Origin of the sequence: Streptomyces sp. NPDC007945 (assembly GCF_042958885.1) — a bacterium.
Lineage (GTDB): Bacteria > Actinomycetota > Actinomycetes > Streptomycetales > Streptomycetaceae > Streptomyces.
Map to the genome: position 1 here is coordinate 159,390 of NZ_JBIBJV010000008.1, position 23,110 is coordinate 182,499.

Below are 23,110 nucleotides of genomic sequence, written 5' to 3' on the forward strand. Positions count from 1 at the left end.
CCGCGACGTGACGGCGGACGTGCTGTCCGAACCCGTGCGCCCGGTCTCCCCGGCAGCGGTGAACTCACCCCAACCACCCCGATACAGGGAGCTGTTCATGATTGTCGTCACCGGTGCCACCGGCAACATCGGACGCCCGCTGGTCGCGGCCCTGGCCGAGGCCGGCGAGGAAGTCGTGGCGGTGTCGCGCAGCGCCCGGCCCGCCGGCCTCCCGGACGGCGTCCGCTTCGTCCAGGCCTCGCTCGGCGACTTCGCCGGCATGAAGCCGGTCCTCGAAGGGGCCGACGCCTTCTTCATCCTGCTGGCCGGCGAGCAGAACGGCCCCGGGCAGCCGGCGACCGACCTGCTGGACATCGCGAAGGGCGCCGGAGTCAAGCGCGTCGTCCTCGTCTCCTCCCAGCTCGCCGGCACCCGCTCGGACACCCCCTCGCACCACCGCCTGCGCGAGTTCGAGGCCGCCGTGCGCGCGTCGGGCCTGGAGTACACCATCCTGCGGCCCGGCGGCTTCGCCTCCAACGCCTTCGCGTGGGCCGAGTCGGTGCGCACCAGCCGCCGGGTCTTCCACCCCTTCGGCGACATCGCGCTGCCCGTCGTCGACCCGGCGGACATCGCCGACGTCGCGGCGGTCGCCCTCCGCGAGGACGGCCACGACGGCCGCACCTACGTGCTGACCGGCCCCGAGGCCGTCGACCCGCGCCGCCAGGTCGCCCTGCTCTCCGAGGCCCTCGGCGAGGAGGTGACCTACGTGGAGCTGACCCGGGAACAGGCCGCCGAGGTCATGTCCGCGGTCATGCCGGAGGCCGTCGTCGAGGGCACCCTGGACGTCCTCGGCGAGCCGCTCCCCGTCGAGCAGGAGGTCAGCCTCGACGTGCGGAAGGTCCTCGGCCGCCCGGCCCGTTCCTTCGGCGACTGGGCCGCGCGCGCCGTCCCGGCCTTCACGTAGGGATGCCGGGAGGACCGGACACGGAGCCGCCACCGCGGGTCCGCCGCGATCGCCCCCGCGGCGGGCGGATGCCCGGTGGCCGAGGGCCGAGCCCGCACCCCGGGCGTCCCGCCGTGCGGGCCTCCGCCGCACCGTGCGCAGGTCGGAGCCCGTTCGCGACCGGGGATGGACGGCGCTTCGAGCGGCCTGTGACAGGCTGGCCGTTCGGATGAAGGGGTGGACGATGCGGTGGGACAGCGTGTACGTCGGTGCTGCCACGGTCCGGCTGGGACGACGTGAACCCATTCGCCCCGCGGTGACCGCCGGGCGCTACAGCCTCCGGACCTGGCGCCGCGACGGCTACGACGCCGTGTGCGTCGCCGAGCGCGGGAGCGCCGAACAGCTCACCCACTCCGCCGCCTCGCACGCCGTGCGCACCGCGGGCCGCGCCGGGCGCGAACTCGACCTCGTCGTCCACGCCCAGTCGACCCGCTGCGGCTCGCTCCAGGGGACCGCCGGAGCACGGGTGCGGGAGACGGTGGCCGGCCACCGTGCCACCACCCTGGAGGTCGTACGCCCCGCCGGGGGCGGAGTGCTGGCCCTGCACACGGCCGCCGCCTACCTGGACGCGCTCGACGGCGACGGCGTCGCGCTGGTCGCCACCACCGACGCCGGAGGCGCCGCCGACTGCGACCGCTACCGGCACACCAGCGGCGCGGTCCTCGGCGACGGTTCCACCGGGCTCGTCCTCACCCGCACCGGGGGAGTGGCCCGGCTGCTCTCCACCGCGGTCCTCGGCGAACCGCCCGAGGGCACGCTGTTCCGCGCCGACCTCGCCTGGCGCGAGGCGCCCTCCGCCATCGACTGCCGCCGCCGCGCCGGCGACGGACCGGGCGCCGCGTCCCTCCTCGCCACGCGGGAGCGGGAGGCCGTGCGCACCGCCGTCGCCGAGGCCGGACACACCCTCGACGACGTCGCGCGCTTCGTCTTCCCCAACACCGGCCGGGACTCCGCGGTCTGGCGGTGGCGCACCGCCGACGGGATCGACGAGAGCCGGACCACCTGGGACTGGGGCCGGCAGGTGGGGCACCTCGGCGCGGGCGACCAGATCGCCGGACTCGCCCACCTCCTGGAGACCGGCGCGGTACGGCCCGGGGACCTCGTGGCGCTCGTCGGCGGCTGTGCGCGCACCGTCGGCTGCGCCGTGGTGGAGATCATCCGCTGACCACCCCCGCCCACGGCGCCGCGGGGTTCTCGGCACATCGGTACGGACGAGGGCCGCTCCGACGACGGAGCCGGCCCAGGCAACGACAGGGGAGAGACATCATGAGTGGTGAGTGGTTCCGGCGGTTCGACGCGATACGCGCGAGCGGTCCGCGGCTCTTCTGCTTTCCGCACGCCGGCGGCGCGGCCAGCGCCTACGTGGGCCTGGCCCGCGAGCTGAACCCGGCGTTCGACGTGGTGGCCGTGCAGTACCCGGGCCGGCAGGACCGGCGCCTGGAGGAGCCGATCGACGACATCGAGCGGCTCGCGGACGCCATCGCCCGGGAGATCGTCCCGCACCTGGACCGGCCGTACGCCTTCTTCGGGCACAGCATGGGCGCCGTCCTCGCCTACGAGACGGCCCGCCGCCTCGCCGGCCAGGACCTCCCGGCCCCGGTGCGGCTCTTCCTGTCGGGCCGCGGCGCGCCGACGCCGTTCCGCAACCCGCTGGACCGCATGGACGACGACGAGGCGGTGATCGCCGCGATCCGCCGGCTCGGCGGCACCGGCAGCCAGGTCCTGGAGGACCCGGAGATCATGGCCATGGTGATGCCCAGCCTGCGCGCCGACTACCGTGCCATCGGCTCCTACGCCTGGACCGAAGGGCCCCGGCTCTCCATGCCGTTCACCGTCCTCGTCGGCGACAGCGACCCGGTGGTCACCACGGACCGCGCCGCCGCCTGGCGGGAGCACACCGAGGCCAGGACGGACGTGCGGATCTTCCCCGGCGGGCATTTCTATCTCGACGGCCGGACGGCCGATGTCGCCCGCGTCGTCCATTCCGCGCTCACCGCCGGTTCCGTGACCGTGCCCACCGCCGGGAAATGAGCGGCCGATGACCGCGGCATGACCCGGGGGGAGAAAAGGGAGAGGCCTTCCGGTTGCAGGCCGCGGCTAGGGTCGCCGCATCGCTTCGTGGTCGACGTGGTCGACGTGGCCGGAAAGAGGGCGGGCATGAATTCCAAGACACAGCAACCCGAGTTGGCGGAGCCGTACATTCTCGGTTTTCTCAGCTCCGTGGGGCTCGACGTCGCTTACAAGCGGGCCTCGGGAAACTCCCTGTACTACGAGGGCCGGGACGGCCGTGAGGTCGAGGTGTTCGACGCGGCGGGCGGATACGGCTCGCTCTTCTTCGGGCACAACCACCCGGAGCTCGTCGCGCACGCCAGGGAACTGCTCGACTGGGGGACCCCGGTGCTCGCGCAGTTCTCCCGGCACCCGGACGCGGACGCCGTCGCGGGCCGGCTCAACCGCATCCTCCAGCGCGAACTCGGCACGGACGAGCCGTACTTCGCCATCTTCGGCAACAGCGGCGCGGAGGCCATCGAGGCGGCCGTCAAGCACGCCGAGCTGGACCGGGTGATGCGGGCCGGCGAGCTCGCCGAGGCCGTCGCCGCGGAGCTGGCGGAGGCGCGGGCCGCCGTCCTCACCGGCGAGGCCGTGGTGGCCGCCGAGGCCTTCGGCGCCCTGGAGGTGCCGGCCGCCGACGGCGCCACCGGCTTCGAGGCGCTCGCCGCCGAGGTCGAGCGCCGCAACGCCGCCGTGGCGGGCCGGGCCCCGGTGTTCCTCACCCTGGAGGGCTCCTTCCACGGAAAGCTCGTGGGCAGCGTCCAGCTCACCCACAACCCCGGCTACCGGACCCCGTTCACCGCCCTGGCCGCGCAGGCCCGCTTCCTGCCGCGCGAGGACGCCGAGGCGCTCCGCCGGACCCTCGCCGAGGAGCGGACCGTCCTGCACGGACTCGCCGTGCGCGGCGGCCGGGTCGTCGTCGTGGAGCACGCCTTCCCGGGCGTGGCGGCGCTGCTCCTCGAACCCATCCAGGGCGAGGGCGGCATCGTCCCGCTCTCGGAGGAGTTCGCGGCCGAGATCCAGCGGGAGTGCGCGGCGGCGGGCGTCCCGATCGTCGTCGACGAGATCCAGAGCGGCGTCGGCCGGACCGGCCGGATGCTGGCCAGCTCGGCGATCGGGCTGCACGCCGACTACTACGTCCTGGCGAAGAGCCTGGGCGGCGGTCTGGCGAAGACCTCGGTCATGCTGACCCGGCAGAGCCGCTACCGCCACGAGTTCGAGCTCGTGCACAGCTCCACCTTCGCCAAGGACGGCTTCTCCACGCGCATCGCCCTCAAGGTGCTGGACATGCTGGAGGCCGACGGCGGCCGCGCCTACCGGCTCGCCGAGGAGCGCGGGGCCCGGCTCGCCGACGCCCTCGGCAAGGTGCGGGCCGACTTCCCCGACGTGGTGAAGGACGTGCGGGGCCGGGGCCTGATGCAGGGCCTGGAGTTCCACGAGCAGTCCGGTTCGGCGTCCGAGGTGATCGCCGAAGGGGCCCGCTCGGGGCTGCTCGGCTACCACCTCGCCGGCTTCCTGCTGCGGGAGCACCGGGTGCGTACCTTCCCCACCGCGAGCGCCGGCAACACCCTCAGGTTCGCCCCGTCGGTGCTGGTCACGGACGCGGAGATCGCCCAGCTCGAAGCCGGCCTGCGGGCCGTCGCCGAGGTGCTGAGGGACGCGGACGAGGCCCGGCTGACCGGTCGCTGACCCGGCCCTTCTCCCGGACGCCGGGAGGCCCCGGGCGCGAAGCCCGGAGCCTCCCGAGGGACCTGCGGGATCGTCAACCGACCAAGGACTCCGGTGACTTGTTGCCGGTCGGCCGCTCCGGCAGCGGGGTGGCGAGCCGCAGCAGTTCGCGCACCTGGCGGCGGCGGTCGGCCGGCGGATGGCACGCCGCACCCTGGAGCGTCCGGTGCAGCATCCCGCCGTTCCGCTTGTCCATCCCCGCCGTCGGCTCGGTGACCAGCAGGTCGAGGAGCCGGTCCACCGCGGTGTCGGAGAGCGGCGCCAGGGTGAGGGTGGTGGTGTGGGGGGCGGCCGCGCCCCACACCGGCCGGCGCTCGCGCAGCTCGGGGCGCGCCGCCGCGACCACCACCAGCGGCACCGGGCCGGCCTCCTCCGGCAGCCGCTCCAGGCAGTCGAGCAGCAGGTCGTCGGCGAGGTGCAGGTCGTCGACGGCGATCACCACGGGTCGCACCCGCGCGGCCCGCACGAGCAGGGAGCGCCAGGCGTCCAGGACGTCGGCCGTACGCGCGCCGCCGGCTCCCCGGTCCGCGTCCGCCCCGGCGTCGGTGAAGAGGGACAACAGGAGCGACAGCGCGCGCTCGTCGTCGGGGTCCGACGGCGAACCGGGCGGCAGCTCCCGCAACGGCCGGGCCAGCTTGTTCCGCACCTTCTCCGGCGGGTCGCCGGGGAGGATCCCGCAGTACGCGCGCAGCAGCTCGGCCGGCACGGCGAGGGGGCCCGCGTCGGCCGCGTCCGGCGCGGGAGTGGTCGCGGCGAGGAACTGCGCGAGGTCGGGGCGGCCCGCCACCCGGCGGCCCAGCTCCATCACCAGCCGGGTCTTGCCCACCCCGTCGGCGCCGACCAGGGTCACGAGGTGCGGCGCCGCCCGGTGCTCGGCGAGCTCCACCAGGCCGCTCAGCAGCTCCAGTTCGTACTCGCGGTCGACGATCGGGAGGGTGTGCAGGCCCGGCCGGTCGCGGCGCGGTCCGGTGAGCTTCCAGCCGGTGCCCGGACCGTCCGTGGGGAGATAGGAGAAGGCGGTCTCGGTCGCGTGGTGCACGCCGGCGCTGGCGTGGATCTCGCCGGCGGGGATGCCCGCGAGGAGCGTCTGAGCGCCGTCCAGGAGCCGGCCGCTCACCCGGGGAGGGGTGGTCTCGTCGTCCGGGCCGAAGTGGACGAGGACCTCGCCGGTGTCGATGGCGGCCCGGAACTCGACGAGCCCGGTGTGCGCGAGGCGGTCCCGTACGGCCAGGGCGGCCCGTACCGCCCGGGCCGTGTCGTCGCCGTGGCTGCGGCGCACCCCGAACAGGGCCAGGGACACCGAGCCGATGGCCGCCGCGAGCGTGCCGTTCAGCCGCTCCACCTCCTCGCGGACGGCGGCGGACGTCTCGGCGAGCGACCGGTCGACGACGTCGCCGGGCGACTCCAGGGCCTCCGGCGTCGGTTCGGTGCGGATCAGCAGCACGCCGAGCCACTTCCGCTCGGCCGACACCCGGGAGCGGCCCGCCGGGGCGGCCAGTTCTCCGGTGCCGTACGCCGTCGCGCCCGACGGCGGGGCCGCGGGCGCGGCCCGGTCCGGAAGGCCGCGGGACTGCGCGGGGATGAGGGTGGAGCCCGCCTCGGCCCGCGGGCGGTCCACCGCGCGGGGGGCGGCGGGTGCGCCGGATGGCGGGGCGAGGACGGTCGCGGCGGGGGAGAGGTCGGCCAGGGCCACCGGACGGGCCGCGGACCAGCCCATCGGCAGGGACTGCTGGGCGGACATGGGCACGCTGGGGAGGATGAGCTCGGGGTCCTGGTTGAGGATGGCCTGGTGGAGCAGCCGCAGGTCGTGCCCGGGCTCCAGGCCCAGGTTCTCCACCAGCTCCGCCCGTACGCGCGCGTAGACACTGAGCGCGTCCGCCTGCCGGCCGCAGCGGTACAGGGCGAGCATCAGCTGGCCGCAGGCGCGCTCCCGCAGCGGCTCCGTCTCGACGAGGGTCTCCAGCTCGCCGAGGATCGCCTGGTGGCGGCCCCGGGCCAGCTCGGCCTCGAAGTAGTCCTCCAGGGCGTCCAGGCGCGTGCCCTGCACGGCCGCCAGCTCGGGCCAGCACACACCGCCCTCGACGAGGTCGGCGAGCACCGGACCGCGCCACAGCGCCAGGGCGTCCTTCAACTGCTGGGCGGCCAGGTCCGGTTTGCCCGCCGCGAGCCGCGCCCGGCCCTCCTCGACCTGCGCCCGGAACCGGAACAGGTCGATCTGGTCGGTGCTGACCCGGAGCATGTAGCCGGGCTGCTGGGTGACGACCCAGGGGGCGTTCGGATCGCAGCCGGAGGTGTTGTCCCCGCTGGCCGCCAGCACCCGGCGCAGGCCCCACACCGTGTTCTGGAGGATCTTCCGGGCCGAGTTGGGTGCCTCGTCCTCCGGCCACAGGGCCTTCAGGAGCTGACTGGTCGCCACCACCTTGTTGACGCGCAGCAGCAGGAACCCCAGGGTCGCCCGCTGCTTCGACCCCCCCAGCGCAAGCGACTGGTCGTCGGCCGTGATCTCCAGTGGCCCCAACATCCGAAACCGCATCATGTTCCCCCGCGCGATCGTCGTCGTGGACTGCCCTCGCTCGCAGCCCCACCCGGGGGGCAGGGGCCGCATGATCCCGACTCGACTCCGAGCCGGCCCTTGAGCATCGAGCCGCGCACCGGGAAGATGACGGCGACGCTCAGGGCTACGGGTCCGGTACGACGGCATGCGGCCGACAGCGCCCCGCGCCCAGGGTCGCAGAGGCCTCTCGAAGGTCCGTAGAGGCCCCGTGGAACCCCCGTGGAGCCCGTGTTTGGGGTGTTTCCCACCCCTCCGGGCGGATCCCGGGCGCAGGTCAGAAGCCTGGATGAAACCTCAAGTAGCCCTCCAGGGTGCCGTGTTTCCATGAGGGCGTCCGGCCGGCGGCGCACGAGACGGCCGACCAGCGCGAGTGCTGGAATCACAAGGAGTAGAGAATGAGCAAGTACGCAGGCAAGAAGGCTCTCGTCACCGGCGGCAGCAACGGCATGGGCCTGGCCATCGCCAAGCACTTCGTCGACGGCGGCGGCGAGGTCATCGTCACCGGCCGCAGCGAGAAGAACCTGCAGGACGCCAAGAACGCCCTGGGCGACAAGGGCCACGCCGTGGTCTCCGACACCGCCGTCCTCGCCGACATCGACGCCCTCGCGGCCACCGTCAAGGACAAGGTCGGCTCGCTCGACTACGTCTTCGTGAACGCCGGCATCTCGGAGCTCGGCCCGCTGGAGCTGGTGACCGAGGAGTCCTACGACCGCCAGTTCAACATCAACACCAAGGGCGCGTTCTTCACCGTCAAGGCCCTGGCCCCGCTCATCAACGAGGGTGGCGCCATCGTCTTCACGACCTCGATCGCCGACGTCACCGGCACCCCGGGCATGGGCGTCTACTCGGCGTCGAAGGCCGCCCTGTGGTCCTTCGCCCAGGTGCTCGCCTCCGAGCTGCTCCCGCGCAACATCCGCGTGAACGCGGTGCAGCCGGGCTTCATCGACACCCCCACCGCCGGTGCCGCGGGCCTCTCCGCCGAGGAGCGCGCGGGCTTCCACGCGCTGGGCGACGCCATCACCCCGATGAAGCGCCACGGCTCGGTCGACGAGATCGCCGCCGCCGCGCTCTTCCTCGCCGCGGACGCCACCTTCACCACCGGCGTCAAGCTGCCGGTCGACGGTGGTCTGGCGCAGCACATCTCCGCCCCGCAGGAGGGCTGAGCCGGTACCCGCCGGGCACGTCCCGGCGGGTACCCACCCGGTGGGCGCTCCTCAGGGAGCGCCCACCCACCGTACGACTCGGTGAGCACCACCCCAGGTCCGGCCCCCGCCCACGGCGGGGGCCGGACCCTTTTTCCCGCCCGGAGCTCAGTTGCCGAACGGGTGGTCGATGGCGAAGCGCCACTTGCCGTCCTCGCCGAGGCGCAGGACGTCGTTGCCGACGCCCTCGTGGTGCTCCTCGGTCCCGTCCGGGCCCGTGACGTCGATCGTCCAGTCGACGACCAGGAGCGCGGCGTCGCCGGCCACGTAGGCGGTGCGCAGCTTGGCGTTCATCGTCGGCTTGAGGGCGAGGAACTCGGCCAGCGCGTCCTTGCGCTCCTGACCCGTCTTCGGCTGGCCGGGCTCCCACACCGTCACGGCGGCGTCGGTGTACAGCTGGTTGACCACATTCGGGTCACCGGTGTTGAACGCCTTCTGGTAGAGCTCCGTCATCTTGGTGGCGTCGTCGGTGAGTTCAATTGCCATGGCGAATCCGGTCCCACTTTCATCTCGGTCTGGCGGAAGCTTTTCCGAAAAGCTATCCGAACCCGACTCACCCACCGCTCACCGCAAGGTAACCGCCCGCTCTCCGGCGCGGATTCCACCGCCGTGACCAGGGGCCTACCGGAACATTACCGAGCCAGAACGAGGCAATTAGCGACGGTCGGTAAGTTCGATCGGGCTTCAGCTGTCTGCCTGTTTTCGATGATGAAGTCGGACAGTTCTTCTGTGCTTCTGCGATGAAAGGTCAGTCGAGCGCGATGACGGTCGAACACACCCCTGTCGTCAACGGTCCGGGAAACGGGAATGGTGCGGGCATCGCTGTGGTGGGAATTTCCTGCCGGCTCCCCCACGCCGCCGACCCGGACGCATTCTGGACCCTGCTCCGCGACGGTTCGAGCGCCATCACCGAAGCACCGGAGGGCCGCCTGGAGCACTCCACGCCGGCCGCGCACGACGGCGTACGGCGCGGCGGCTTCCTGGACCGGGTGCAGGACTTCGACGCCGCGTTCTTCGGCATCTCCCCCCGCGAGGCCGCCGCCATGGACCCGCAGCAGCGGATCGTCCTCGAACTGGCCTGGGAGGCCCTGGAGGACGCCGGAGTCGTCCCCGCCACCCTCCGGGGCAGCCGCACCGCCGTCTTCGTCGGCACCCTGCGCGACGACTACGCCGGACTCGTCTACCGCCACGGCGACCAGGCCGTCACCCAGCACACCATGGCCGGCGTCAACCGCGGCGTCATCGCCAACCGCGTCTCCTACTTCCTCGGACTCCAGGGCCCCAGCCTCACGGTCGACGCCGCCCAGTCCTCCTCGCTCGTCGCCGTCCACCTCGCCTGCGAGTCGCTGCGCACCGGCGAGTCCGAGACCGCCATCGCCGCCGGCGTGAACCTCAACCTGCTCACCGAGGCCGCCCTCGCCGAGGAGCGCTTCGGCGGCCTCTCGCCCGACGGCACCGCCTACACCTTCGACGCCCGCGCCAACGGCTTCGTCCGCGGCGAGGGCGCCGGCGTCGTCGTCCTGAAGCCCCTCGACCGCGCCCTCGCCGACGGCGACCGCATCTACGGCGTCATCCGCGGCAGCGCCGTCAACAACGACGGCGCCACCCCCGGCCTCACCGTGCCCAGCGCCGCCGCCCAGGAGCAGGTCCTGCGCGAGGCCTACGCCAAGGCCGGCGTCACCCCCGCCGAGGTGCAGTACGTCGAACTCCACGGCACCGGCACCCCCGTCGGCGACCCCATCGAGGCGGCCGCCCTCGGCGCCGTCCTCGGCGCGGACCGCCCGGCCGGCGAGCCCCTGCACGTGGGCTCCGCCAAGACCAACGTCGGCCACCTCGAAGGCGCCGCCGGCATCACCGGCCTCATCAAGACCCTCCTCAGCCTCTCCCACCGCGAGCTCCCCCCGAGCCTCAACTTCGAGACGCCCAACCCGGCCATCCCGCTCGACGCGCTCGGCCTCGCCGTGCAGCGCGAACTGTCCGGCTGGCCGCACCCCGAGCGCGAACTCGTCGCCGGCGTCTCCTCCTTCGGCATGGGCGGCACCAACGCCCACGTCGTCGTGGCCGAGAGCCCCGTCCGCGAGAGCGCGACCCCCGCCGGAGAGCCGGCCGCAGCCGCGCCGGCCGGGCTCACCCCCTGGGTGCTCTCCGGGCGCACCCCCGAGGCGCTGCGCGCCCAGGCCGCCCGCCTGCACCAGGCCCTCACCGACGGCGCCGGCGCGCCCGACGCGGCCGACATCGGCTGGTCGCTCCTCACCACCCGCACCCTCTTCGACCACCGGGCCGTCGTCCTCGGCGCCGGTTCCGCCGAACTCCTCGCCTCCACCGCCGCCTTCGCGGCCGGAGACCCCGCGCCCGGCGCCGTCACCGGCGCCGCGGCCGAGGCGGGCCGGACCGCGTTCCTGTTCACGGGCCAGGGCGCCCAGCGCGCCGGGATGGGCCTCGAACTGGCCGAGGCGTTCCCGGAGTTCGCGGAGGCCTTCGGCGAGGTCGTCGGTGTCCTGGACGGTCTGCTGAAGGTGTCGCTGCGCGAGGTCATCGCGTCGGGCGAGAACCTGGACCGGACGGGGATGACGCAGCCGGCGTTGTTCGCGGTCGAGGTGGCGTTGTTCCGTCTGGTGGAGTCGTGGGGTGTGCGCCCGGACTTCGTGGCCGGTCACTCGATCGGCGAGCTGGCCGCCGCCCACGTCGCCGGGGTGCTGTCTCTGGAGGATGCCTGCCGTCTGGTGGTGGCGCGTGCGTCGTTGATGGACGCGCTGCCGTCGGGTGGTGCGATGGTGGCGGTTCAGGCGGCGGAGGACGAGGTTCTTCCGCTGCTTGAGGGCCGGGTCGCAATCGCGGCCGTCAACGGTCCGACGTCCGTGGTCATCTCGGGTGACGAGGACGCGGTCCTCGCGGTCGCGGAGAAGCTCCGTGAGCAGGGCCGTAAGACGAAGCGGCTCACGGTCTCCCACGCGTTCCACTCCCCGCACATGGACGGCATGCTCGACGACTTCCGTACGGAAGCGGCGAAGCTCACCTATGCCGAGCCGGTCATCCCGGTCGTCTCCACGCTCACCGGCCGCCTCGCGGAGGGCGACGACCTGCGGACGCCCGCCTACTGGGCCGACCAGGTGCGGGGCGCGGTGCGCTTCGCCGACGCCGTCGGCACCCTGGAGGCCGCCGGAGTCGGCGTCTTCCTCGAACTCGGGCCCGACGGTGTGCTGTCGGCGATGACCCGCGACTCGGTGGCCGCCGCAGACCACGTCACCGCCGTCCCCGTCCTGCGCCGCGACCGCGACGAGGCGCAGACCTTCGCCTCCGCGCTCGCCGCCGCCTTCGTGCACGGCGCCCCCGTCGACTGGACCCGCGCCTTCGAGGGCTCCTCGCCGCGCCAGGTCGCCCTGCCCACCTACGCCTTCCAGCGGCAGCCGTACTGGGTCTCCGGCACCCCCCGCGCCGCGGCCGAGCTCCCCGACGCGCCCGCCCGCGACGTCCTTCCGGCCGGCACGGACGCGGCCGCCGCACCGCGCGCCCACGGCGGAGCGTTCGCCCAGCGGCTCGCGGGCCTCGGCGAGGCCGAGCGCCGTACCACCGTCACCGACCTGGTCTTCGCCCACGTCGCCGCCGTCCTCGAGTACGCGAGCCCCACGGCCGTCGACGCACGGCTGCCGTTCAAGGACCTCGGCTTCGACTCGCTGATGTCGGTCGAGCTGCGGGAGGCCCTCGCCACCGCGACCGGGCTCCGGCTGCCCAGCGGCCTGCTCTTCGACCACCCCACCCCGGCCGCCCTGGTCGAGCACCTGCTCGCCGAGCTCACCGGCGTCCGGGACGCCGACGACGACCTGTTCACCCCCGCCGGAGACGACGAGCCCATCGCGATCGTCGGCATGGCCTGCCGCTACCCGGGCGGCGTCGCCTCGCCCGAGGAACTGTGGCGGATCGTCGCCGACGGCGTCGACGCCATCGGCGGCTTCCCCGAGGACCGCGGCTGGGCCGAGGACCTCTTCGACCCCGACCCGGACCGCAGCGGCCGCAGCGCCGTCGACCGGGGCGGCTTCCTGCACGGCGCGGGCTCCTTCGACGCCGGCTTCTTCGGCATCTCCCCCCGCGAGGCCCTCGCCATGGACCCGCAGCAGCGGCTCCTCCTGGAGACCGCGTGGGAGGCCGTCGAGCGCGCCGGGATCGACCCGGAGACCCTGAAGGGCAGCCGCACCGGCGTCTTCGTCGGCGCCACCACGCTCGACTACGGGCCGCGGATGCACGAGGGCGCCGAGGCCGTCGAGGGCCACCTCCTCACCGGCACCACGCCCAGCGTCATGTCCGGCCGCATCGCCTACCAGCTGGGCCTCGTCGGCCCCGCCGTCACCATCGACACCGCCTGCTCGTCGTCCCTCGTCGCCCTCCACATGGCCGTCCGCTCGGTCCGGCAGGGCGAGTCCCGGATGGCCATCGCCGGCGGCGCCAGCATCATGTCGACGCCCGGCATGTTCGTCGAGTTCTCCCGCCAGCGGGGCCTCGCCGCCGACGGCCGCTCCAAGTCGTTCTCCGCCGCCGCCGACGGCACCTCCTGGGCCGAGGGCGTCGGCCTCCTCGTCGTCGAGCGGCTCTCGGACGCCCGCCGCCACGGCCACCGCGTCCTCGCCGTCATCCGCGGCACCGCGATCAACCAGGACGGCGCGAGCAACGGCCTCACCGCCCCCAACGGCCCCTCCCAGCAGCGCGTCATCCGGCAGGCGCTCGCCGACGCCGGACTCACCGGCGCCGACGTGGACGCCGTCGAGGCGCACGGCACCGGCACCCGGCTCGGCGACCCCATCGAGGCCGAGGCCCTGCTCGCCACCTACGGCCAGGACCGGCCCGAGGACCGCCCCTTCTACCTGGGCTCGCTGAAGTCCAACATCGGCCACGCGCAGGCCGCGGCGGGCGTCGGCGGCGTCATCAAGATGGTCGAGGCGATGCGCCACGGCGTCCTGCCCCGCACCCTCCACGTCGACGAGCCCAGCCCGCACGTCGACTGGGCGTCCGGCGCGGCACGGCTCCTCACCGAGGAGACCCCGTGGCCCGAGGCCGGCCGGCCCCGCCGGGCCGCCGTGTCCTCCTTCGGCATCAGCGGCACCAACGCCCACGTCGTCCTGGAGCAGGGCGACGACGAGGCCCCGGCCCCCGCCGCCACCGACGACGGCGCCGCCCCGGCCGCGCCCGCCCTGTGGGTGCTGTCCGCCCGCGACCAGGACGCGCTGCGCGAGCAGGCCGCCCGCCTCCACGCCCACCTCACCGCGCAGCCCGACACCGCGGACGCCGCGTCCGTCGGCGCGGCCCTCGCCACCCGCACCGCCTTCGAACAGCGGGCGGCGGTCCACGGCTCCACCACCGAGGACCTCCTCACCGGACTCGACGCGCTCGCCCGCGGCACCGACGCCGTCCACGTCGTCACCGGCGACGCCGCCCGCGCCGGCCGCACCGCCTTCGTCTTCACCGGCCAGGGCGCCCAGCGCGCCGGCATGGGCCGCGAACTGTACGCCGCCCACCCGGTGTTCGCGCGCGCCCTCGACGAGGTCGTCGACAGCCTCGACCCGCACCTCGACCGGCCGCTGCGCGAGCTCCTGTTCGCCGAGCCCGGCACCCCCGAGGCCGAGCTGCTCGACCTCACCACCTACACCCAGCCCGCCCTCTTCGCCGTCGAGGTCGCCCTCTTCCGGCTCCTCGAACACCACGGGCTCACCCCCGACCTGCTCGCCGGCCACTCCATCGGCGAACTCGCCGCCGCGCACGCCGCCGGCGTGTTCTCGCTCGCCGACGCGGCCCGCCTGGTCGCCGCCCGCGGCCGGCTGATGCAGGCCGCGCGGGAAGGCGGCGCGATGATCGCCGTCGAGGCCACGGCCGACGAGATCACCGAGAGCCTCACCGGCTACGAGGGCCGCGTCGCACTCGCCGCCGTCAACGGACCCACCGCCGTCGTCATCTCCGGCGACGCCGACGCCGCCGAGGAGATCGCCGGGACGTGGCGCGCCCGCGACCGCAGGACCCGCAGGCTCACCGTCAGCCACGCCTTCCACTCCCCGCACATGGACTCCGTCCTCGACGAGTTCCGCCGCACGGCCGAGGAGCTGGACTACCGCGAGCCGGCCGTCCCCGTCGTCTCCACCGTCACCGGCACGCTCGCCGAACCCGGCCTGCTCACCTCGCCCGCGTACTGGGTCACCCAGATCCGCGAGGCCGTCCGCTTCTTCGACGCCGTCCGCACCCTGGAGGAGCAGGGCGCGACCGTCTTCGTCGAGGTCGGCCCCGACGCCGTCCTCACCGCGATGGCCACCGGCTCCTTCGCCACCGCGACGGCCCGCGCCTTCCCGCTGCTGCGGTCCGGACGGTCCGAGCCCGGCACCCTCCTCGCCGGCATCGCCGGCGCCCACACGGCCGGCGCGCCCCTGGACCGCGCCTCGTTCTTCCCCGGCGCCCGGCCCGCCGCCGACCTGCCCACGTACGCCTTCCAGCGCGCCCACTACTGGCTGGCCCCGCAGGCCTCGGGCGACGCCCGCAGCCTCGGCCTGGACCCGGCGGACCACCCGCTGCTCGCCACCACCGTCCGGCTCGCCGACCGCGAGGACGTCGTCCTCACCAGCCGCCTCTCCCTGAGCGCCCACCCCTGGCTGGCCGACCACACCGTCGGCGGCGCCGTCCTCGTCCCCGCCACCGCCTTCCTGGAGCTCGCCGTCGCGGCGGGCGACCAGACCGGCGCCGGCCGCGTCGAGGAGCTCACCCTGGAGGCGCCGCTCGTCCTGCCCCGCCAGGGCGCGGTGCGCGTGCAGGTGACCGTCGGAGCCCCCGACGCCACGGGCGCCCGCCCGTTCACCGTCCACTCGTCGCCCGAGACGCGCGTGTCGGACGACACGGCGCCCCTCACCGACGGCGAGGCCCTGTGGACCCGCCACGTCACCGGCACCCTCGCCCCGGCGACCGCCGCCGAGGCCCCCGAGGACCTCCGCCAGTGGCCGCCCGCCGGCGCCGTGGCCGAGCCCCTCGACGGCGTCTACGACCGCCTCCGGGAACTCGGATACGGGTACGGGCCCGCCTTCCAGGGCTTCACCGCCCTCTGGCGCGCCGGCCACGACGTGTACGCCGAGATCCGGCTGCCGCAGGACCAGCACGAGCGGGCCGCCCGCTTCGGCGTGCACCCCGCGCTGCTCGACGCCGTCCTGCACCCGCTGGTCCTCGACGCCGCCAAGGACAGCTCGCCGGACGAGATCCGGCTGCCCTTCGCCTGGTCCGACACCGTCCTCCACGCGTCCGGGGCCACCGCCCTGCGCGTCCGGATCTCGCCCGCGGGCCCCGACACGGTCTCCCTGCTGCTCGCGGACACGACCGGCGCCCCGGTGGCGTCCGTCGCGGCCCTCACCCTGCGCCCGGTGCCCAAGGCCCGCCTCTCCCGGGCCGCCGACACCACGCCCGACGGGCTGTACCGCGTGGAGTGGCAGGAGGTCGCCGACCGGTCGGCCGACGCCACGCCCGAGCCCGTCGTCCTCCGCGTCCCGGTCACCGCCGGCGCCGCCGGCGACCGGCCGTCCGCCGCGCACGCCGCGGCCCGCACCGCGCTCGACCTGCTCCAGCGGCACCTGGCCGACGACTCGCACGCCGACGCGCCGCTCCTCGTCGTCACCCACGGCGCCGTGGCGGCGCTGCCCGGCGACGAGGTGGCCGGACTCGCCGCCGCGCCCGTCTGGGGCCTCGTCCGCTCCGCCCAGGCCGAACACCCGGGCCGCATCGTGCTCCTGGACGTGGACACCGAGGAAGCCGGCACCGGCACCGAGGTGTTCGCGCGGGCCCTGGCCGCCGGTGAGCCGCAGCTCGCGCTGCGCGACGGGCGCCTCCACGCGCCCCGCCTCACCCGCGCCACCGCCCCGGCGGACACCGCCGCGCCGGAAGCCGCCCCGTCCGAGGGCGCCGCCCAGCGGCCCGCCTTCGCCCCCGACGGCACCGTCCTGGTGACCGGCGGCACCGGCGGCCTCGGCGCCCTCTTCGCCCGGCACCTCGTCACCGCCCACGGCGTACGCCACCTGCTGCTGAGCAGCCGGCGCGGCCCCGCCACCCCCGGCGCCGACGAACTGACCGCCGAACTCACCGCCCTCGGCGCCCACGTCACCGTGGCCGCCGCCGACGCCGCCGACCGCGACGACGTCGCCGCCCTGCTCGCCGGCGTCCCCGCCGAGCACCCGCTGACGGCCGTCGTCCACACCGCCGGCGTCCTCGACGACGCCACCGTCGCCGCGCTCACCCCCGAGCAGCTCACCACGGTCCTCGCGCCCAAGGTCGACGCCGCCTGGCACCTGCACGACCTCACCCGCGACCTGGGCCTGTCGGCCTTCGTCCTCTTCTCCTCGGTGTCCGGCATCACCGGCACCGCGGGGCAGGCCAACTACGCGGCGGCCAACACCTTCCTGGACGCCCTGGCGGCCCACCGCCACGCCCAGGGCCTGCCCGCCCTGTCCCTGGCCTGGGGCCTGTGGGACGCCCAGCAGGGCATGGGCGCCGGACTCGGCGAGGCCGACCTGGCCCGCTGGACCCGCGCCGGCATCAACCCGCTCGACGCGGCCCGCGGCCTCGCCCTCTTCGACGCCGCCCTCGCCTTGGGCGACGCCCTCGCCGTCCCCGCCGCCTTCGACCTGCCGCGGCTCCGCGCCGCCGGCGAGCCGTCCGCCCTGCTGCGCCGCCTCGTTCCGGCCGCCGCCCGTGCCCGCCGGGCCGCGGCGTCCGGCCCGGGCGCGTCCGGCTCGGACTGGGCCGCGCAGCTCGCCGCGCTCTCCGCGGAGGAGCGGGCCACCGCCGTCCTCGACCTGGTGCGCGGTGTCGTCGCCACCGTCCTCGGCCACGCCGACGCCCGTTCCGTCGACCCCGAACGGGCCTTCAAGGACACCGGGTTCGACTCCCTCGCCGGTGTCGAGCTCCGCAACCGGCTGAACGCCGCCACCGGGCTCCGGCTGCCCGCCACCCTGGTCTTCGACCACCCGAGCCCCGCCGCGGTCGCCACGTTCCTCCTCGGCAAGGCCGAGGGCGCCGCCGGCACCGCCGCGCCCGCCGCCCCCGCGAAGGCACCCGCCACCGCGACCGCGAACGAGCCCATCGCCATCGTCGGCATGGCCTGCCGCTACCCCGGCGGGGTGTCCTCGCCCGAGGACCTGTGGCGGCTCGTCGCCGACGGCGTCGACGCCATCAGCGAGTTCCCCGCCAACCGCGGCTGGAACCTCGACGACCTGTACGACCCGGACCCGGAGCAGACGGGCACCTCGTACGTCCGCCACGGCGGCTTCCTCCACGACGCCGACCTGTTCGACCGGGAGTTCTTCGGCATCTCGCCGCGCGAGGCCACCGCAACCGACCCGCAGCACCGGCTGCTCCTGGAGACCGCCTGGGAGACCTTCGAGAGCGCGGGCATCGACCCGACGACCCTCCGCGGCTCCCACACCGGCGTGTACACCGGCGCGATGTACGACGACTACGCGGCCCGGCTGCCCGCCAGCCCCGAGGAGTTCGAGGGCTTCCTCCTCGCCGGCAACCTCTCCAGCGTCGTCTCCGGCCGGCTCTCCTACACGTACGGCCTCGAAGGCCCGGCCGTGACCGTGGACACCGCCTGCTCCTCGTCCCTGGTCGCCCTCCACCTCGCCGCCAACGCGCTGCGCAGCGGCGAGGTCGACCTCGCCCTCGCCGGCGGCGTCACCGTGATGGCCGGACCCAGCGTCTTCGTGGAGTTCTCGCGCCAGCGCGGCCTCTCGCCCGACGGTCGCAGCAAGTCGTTCTCGGCGGACGCGGACGGCACCGGCTGGGCGGAGGGCGTCGGCCTCCTGCTGGTCGAGCGCCTGTCCGACGCCGTGCGCAACGGCCACCAGGTCCTCGCCGTGCTGAAGGGCTCGGCCGTCAACCAGGACGGCGCCAGCAACGGCCTCACCGCCCCCAACGGCCCCGCCCAGGAACGCGTCATCCGCCAGGCCCTGGCCACCGCCGGCCTGACGGCCGCCGACGTGGACGCGGTCGAGGCGCACGGCACCGGCACCCGCCTCGGTGACCCCATCGAGGCGCAGGCCCTGCTCAACACCTATGGCCAGGACCGGCCCGAGGACCGGCCGCTCTACCTGGGCTCGCTGAAGTCCAACATCGGCCACTCCCAGGCCGCGGCGGGCGTCGGCGGCGTCATCAAGATGATCGAGGCGATGCGCCACGGCGTCCTGCCCCGCACCCTCCACGCCGACGAGCGCAGCCCGCACGTCGACTGGGAGGCCGGTGCCATCGAACTCCTCACCGAGGAGACCCCGTGGCCCGAGGCCGGCCGGCCCCGCCGGGCCGCCGTGTCCTCCTTCGGCATCAGCGGCACCAACGCCCACGTCATCATCGAGCAGCCCCCGGCGAAGACCACCGGCGGCCAGCCGGCGCAGCGGCCGGCCGGCCCGGCCGTCCCCGTCACCCCGTGGCTCCTCTCGGCCCGCGGCGAGGACGCGCTCCGCGCCCAGGCCGCCCGCCTCCACGCGCACGTCACCGAGAACCCCGGCACCGACCCCGCCGACATCGGCTGGTCCCTCGCCACCACCCGGGCCCTCCTCGACGACCGCGCCGTCGTCACCGGCACCGGACGCGACGAGCTCCTCGCCGGACTCGACGCCCTGGCCCGCGGCCAGGCCTCGCAGGACGTCGTCCGGGCCGCCGCCCGGCGCGGGAAGACCGCGTTCCTGCTGACGGGCCAGGGCTCCCAGCGGCTCGGCATGGGCCGGGAGCTGTACGAGACCTCGCCCGTGTACGCCGCCGCGTTCGACGCGGTCTGCGGACGCCTCGACCAGGAACTCCCGCGCCCCCTCAAGGAGGTGCTGTTCGCGCCGGCCGACTCCGCCGACGCCGCCCTCGTCGACCAGACCGCCTTCACCCAGGCCGCCCTGTTCGCCGTCGAGACCGCCCTCTTCCGGCTCCTCGAACACCACGGGATCACCCCCGACTACCTCCTCGGCCACTCGATCGGCGAGGTCACCGCCGCGCACCTGGCCGGCGTCCTCGACCTCGACCACGCCTGCGTCCTCGTCGCCGAACGCGGACGGCTCATGCAGGCCGCCCGCGAGGGCGGCGCCATGGCCGCGCTCCAGGCGACCGAGGACGAGGTCCGCGCCGAACTGGCCGGACTCCCCGCCGGCGCCGCCGTCACCGTCGCCGGGCTCAACGGCCCGTCGTCCACGGTGATCTCCGGCGACGCCGACCACGTGGCGGCCCTCGCCGCCGCGTGGAAGGAGAAGGGCCGCAAGGCCAAGGTGCTGTCCGTCAGCCACGCCTTCCACTCCCCGCACATGGAGGAGGTCCTCGACGAGTTCCGGGAGGTCGCCGGCGGGCTCGTCTACCACGCCCCCCGCATCCCGGTCGTCTCCAACCTCACCGGCGACCTCGCCACCCCCGAGCAGCTCGCCTCGGCCGACTACTGGGCGAGCCACATCCGCGAGGCCGTCCGCTTCCTCGACGGCGTGCGCACCCTGGAGGCCGTCGGCGTCACCGAGTGGATCGAACTCGGCCCCGACGGCGTCCTCACCGCCCTCGTCCAGGACTGCCTCACCGACGACCCCGGAGTCGTCGCCCCCGTCCTGCGCCGGGACCGCCCCGAGGGCCGCTCCTTCGCCGCCGTGCTCGGCCTGCTCGCCGCCTCCGGCGCGCCCGTCGCCTGGGACACGGTCTTCCCGGGCGCCCGCAGGACCGCCCTCCCGTCGTACGCCTTCCAGCACGCCCGGTACTGGCTCGACGGCCCCGCCGGCGGCACCGGCGACGCGAACGGCCTCGGCCTGTCCGGCACGGACCACCCGCTGCTCGGCGCCGCCGTCGCCCTCGCCGACCGGGACGAGTACGTCCTCACCGGCCGCGTCTCCCGCGGCGGCCACCCGTGGCTCGCCGACCACGCCGTCGCCGGAGTGACCCTCCTGCCCGGCACCGGACTCCTCGAACTCGCCGCCCGCGCCGCCGAGGAGACCGGCACGAGCCACGTCGAGGAACTCACGCTCGCCGCCCCGCTCGTCCTGCCCGAGACCGGCGCCCTGCACCTCCAGGTCGCCGTCGGCGCCGCCGACGACACCGGCCGCCGCACCGTCGACATCCACTCCCGGCCCGAGGCGGACGCCGACGGCACCGGCTGGACCCGGCACGCCACCGGCACCCTCGCCGCCGACCGGACCCCCGCTCCCGAGGCGCTCGCGGCCTGGCCGCCCGCCGGGGCCGAGGAGGTCGACCTGACCGGCGCGTACGACCGGCTCCAGGAGCAGGGCTACGGCTACGGTCCGGTGTTCCAGGGTCTGCGGCGGGTGTGGAAGGGCGAGGGCGAGCTCTTCGCCGAGGTGGCCCTGGGGGAGGAGCAGCGTGCCGACGCGGCCCGCTTCGGCCTGCACCCGGCCCTCCTCGACGCCGCCCTGCACACCCTGCTCCCGGGCGTCGCCGACAAGGACGGCCGGTCCTGGCTGCCGTTCGCCTGGAGCGGCGCCGCCCTCCACGCCACCGGCGCCACCGCCCTGCGCGTACGCCTGGCCCTGAACAGCCCCGACCCCGACACCCTGCAGGCCGCCATCACCGTCACCGACGGCGCCGGCGCGCCCGTCGCCACCGTGGAGACCCTGCACCTGCGCCCGCTCTCCGTCGACGCCCTGCGCGCCGCCGGTTCGGGCACGCGGGACGGGCTCCTCCGCGTCGCCTGGACGGCGCTGCCGGCTCCCACCGGCGAGCCCGCCCTGCCCGAGGACCGCTTCGAGCTGCCGTCCGGCGCGACGGACGTGTCGGAGGTGCCGGCGGCGCCCGGCCTGGTCGTCCTGCCCGCGGCGCCCGGCGGTGCCATGACGGGCGAGGCGGCGCGCGCCGCCGTGGCCCAGGTCCTGGACGCGGTCCGTTCCTGGCTGGCCGACGAGCGGTTCGCGGACGGGCGGCTCGTCGTCGTGACGCGTGGTGCGGTGTCCGTCGGTGGTGGGGATGTGTCGGATCTGCTGCACGCGGGTGTGTGGGGTCTGGTGCGTTCGGCGCAGACCGAGAACCCGGGGCGGATCGTCCTGGTCGACCTGGACCCGGCCGAGGCGTCCGAGGCGTCCGACCGTGTTCTCGCTGCCGCTCTGGCGACGGGTGAACCGCAGGTCGCGGTCCGGGCCGAGTCGCTTCTCGTGCCGCGGCTGGCGCGTGCGCAGGCCGATTCCGATGCCGGTTCCGCTGCTCGTTGGGACGCGGGGACGGTGTTGATCACGGGTGCGACGGGTGCGTTGGGTGCCGTCCTTGCCCGGCACGTGGTGGCCGAGCACGGTGCGCGGCATCTGCTGCTGGTCAGCCGGCGGGGTGAGAGTGCGCCGGGTGCGGCGGAGTTGCGTGCGGAGCTGGAGGAGGCCGGTGCGTCGGTGACGGTCGCGGCGTGCGACGTGACGGACCGGGAGGCGCTGGCCGCACTGCTGGCCGCGGTTCCGGCCGAGCAGCCGCTGACCGCCGTCGTCCACACCGCCGGCATCGTCGAGGACGGCGTCTTCTCCGCCCTCGACCGGAAGCAGCTCGACGCCGTCCTCCTGCCCAAGGTGGACGCGGCGTGGAACCTCCACGAGCTCACCCGCGACCTGGACCTCACCGCCTTCGTCCTCTACTCCTCGATCGCGGGCCTCCTCGGCACCGCGGGACAGGCGAACTACGCGTCCGGCAACACCTTCCTCGACGCCCTCGCGGCACACCGCCGGGCCCAGGGCCTGCCGGGCCTGTCGCTGGCCTGGGGCCTGTGGGCGGAGAGCAGCGACCTCTCCGGCAGCCTGACGGACGCCGACATCAAGCGCCTCGCCCGCTCGGGCCTGCTGCCGCTGCGCACGGCCGAGGCGATGGAGCTCTTCGACGCCGCCTCCGCCACCGGCGAGGCCGTCCTCGGCGTCACGCGCCTCGACACCGCGGCGCTGCGCTCCGCGGACACCGAACCGCCCGTTCTGCTGCGCGGCCTGGTCCGCCGGGCACCCAAGCGCGCGGCGGCCGCCGCAACGGCCGACCAGGCCGGCGGCGCCTCCCTCGCCGAACGGCTCGCGGCCCTGTCGCCGGGCCAGCAGGAAGCGGCCCTCGTGGACCTGGTGCGGGCGCAGGTCGCCGGTGTGCTGGGGCACGCCGACCCGTCGGCGATCGACGCCGACCGGGCGTTCCAGGAGCTGGGCTTCGACTCGCTGACCGCCGTCGAGCTCCGCAACCGCCTCAACACCGCCACCGGCCTGCGGCTGCCGACCACGCTGGTCTTCGACCACCCGAACCCCGGCAGCCTGGCCACCCACCTCCGCGACCAGCTCGGCCTCGACGGAACCCCGTCCGCCGAACCCGTCCTCAAGGAACTCTCCCGCCTCACCTCGCTGATCAAGGAGGTGGCGGCCGCCGGCTCCGACGGCCAGGCCCTCCTCACGGCCCGGCTGCGCGAACTGCTCAGCCTGGCCGAGACGGCCGGGGCCGACGCCGCCCCCGGCAGCCGCGAGGACGACGACGCGGACCTGGAGAGCGCCAGCGACGAAGAACTGTTCGCCCTGCTCGACGAGCTGGAGTGAGCACCGCACCGCGCGAACCGGCGCTTCATCCGACACCACACCCAACGCCACAGCCATCGGCGGACCGCCGCCG

General features: G+C 75.1%; 8 protein-coding genes. 6 read left to right on the top strand and 2 right to left on the bottom strand.

The genetic code is table 11. From position 1 onward, the window contains the following. Positions 1 to 97: 97 nt before the first annotated feature. The 4 genes from ACFZCF_RS24980 to ACFZCF_RS24995 all read left to right on the top strand — a co-directional run bounded on the left by ACFZCF_RS24980 (position 98) and on the right by ACFZCF_RS24995 (position 4,723). On the top strand, positions 98 to 943 hold the full coding sequence (locus ACFZCF_RS24980) for an NAD(P)H-binding protein (protein WP_391288892.1): 846 nt from the start codon (positions 98 to 100) through the stop codon (positions 941 to 943). A gap of 223 nt (positions 944 to 1,166) precedes the next feature. Next, complete coding sequence (locus ACFZCF_RS24985; RefSeq protein ID WP_391288894.1) at positions 1,167 to 2,147, top strand: 3-oxoacyl-[acyl-carrier-protein] synthase III C-terminal domain-containing protein; 981 nt, start codon at positions 1,167 to 1,169, stop codon at positions 2,145 to 2,147. A 101-nt stretch (positions 2,148 to 2,248) separates the two neighbouring features. Next, a complete protein-coding gene (locus ACFZCF_RS24990; protein WP_391288896.1) occupies positions 2,249 to 3,013 on the top strand; it encodes an alpha/beta fold hydrolase in 765 nt (254 codons plus the stop codon). A 126-nt stretch (positions 3,014 to 3,139) separates the two neighbouring features. After that, a complete protein-coding gene (locus ACFZCF_RS24995) occupies positions 3,140 to 4,723 on the top strand; it encodes an aspartate aminotransferase family protein (RefSeq protein WP_388449410.1) in 1,584 nt (527 codons plus the stop codon). A 73-nt stretch (positions 4,724 to 4,796) separates the two neighbouring features. Here the strand turns inward: ACFZCF_RS24995 and ACFZCF_RS25000 are convergent, their stop codons facing one another. Further along, positions 4,797 to 7,283, bottom strand: a complete 2,487-nt coding sequence (locus ACFZCF_RS25000) for a BTAD domain-containing putative transcriptional regulator (protein WP_391288898.1) — start codon at positions 7,281 to 7,283, stop codon at positions 4,797 to 4,799. Between the two features lie 428 nt (positions 7,284 to 7,711). On the opposite strand from ACFZCF_RS25000, the gene ACFZCF_RS25005 reads away from it, so the two are divergent. Then, the gene (locus tag ACFZCF_RS25005) at positions 7,712 to 8,479 is read left to right on the top strand and encodes an SDR family oxidoreductase (protein WP_359533981.1); all 768 of its coding nucleotides are present in this window, start codon (positions 7,712 to 7,714) and stop codon (positions 8,477 to 8,479) included. A gap of 147 nt (positions 8,480 to 8,626) precedes the next feature. Here ACFZCF_RS25005 and ACFZCF_RS25010 read toward each other — a convergent pair whose 3' ends face one another. After that, positions 8,627 to 9,004, bottom strand: coding sequence for an SgcJ/EcaC family oxidoreductase (locus ACFZCF_RS25010; protein WP_189955219.1), 378 nt, complete (start codon positions 9,002 to 9,004; stop codon positions 8,627 to 8,629). 275 nt (positions 9,005 to 9,279) lie between these two features. Here ACFZCF_RS25010 and ACFZCF_RS25015 point away from each other — a divergent pair, with 275 nt between their 5' ends. After that, positions 9,280 to 23,037, top strand: a complete 13,758-nt coding sequence (locus ACFZCF_RS25015; RefSeq protein ID WP_391288901.1) for an SDR family NAD(P)-dependent oxidoreductase — start codon at positions 9,280 to 9,282, stop codon at positions 23,035 to 23,037. Positions 23,038 to 23,110 lie beyond the last annotated feature (73 nt).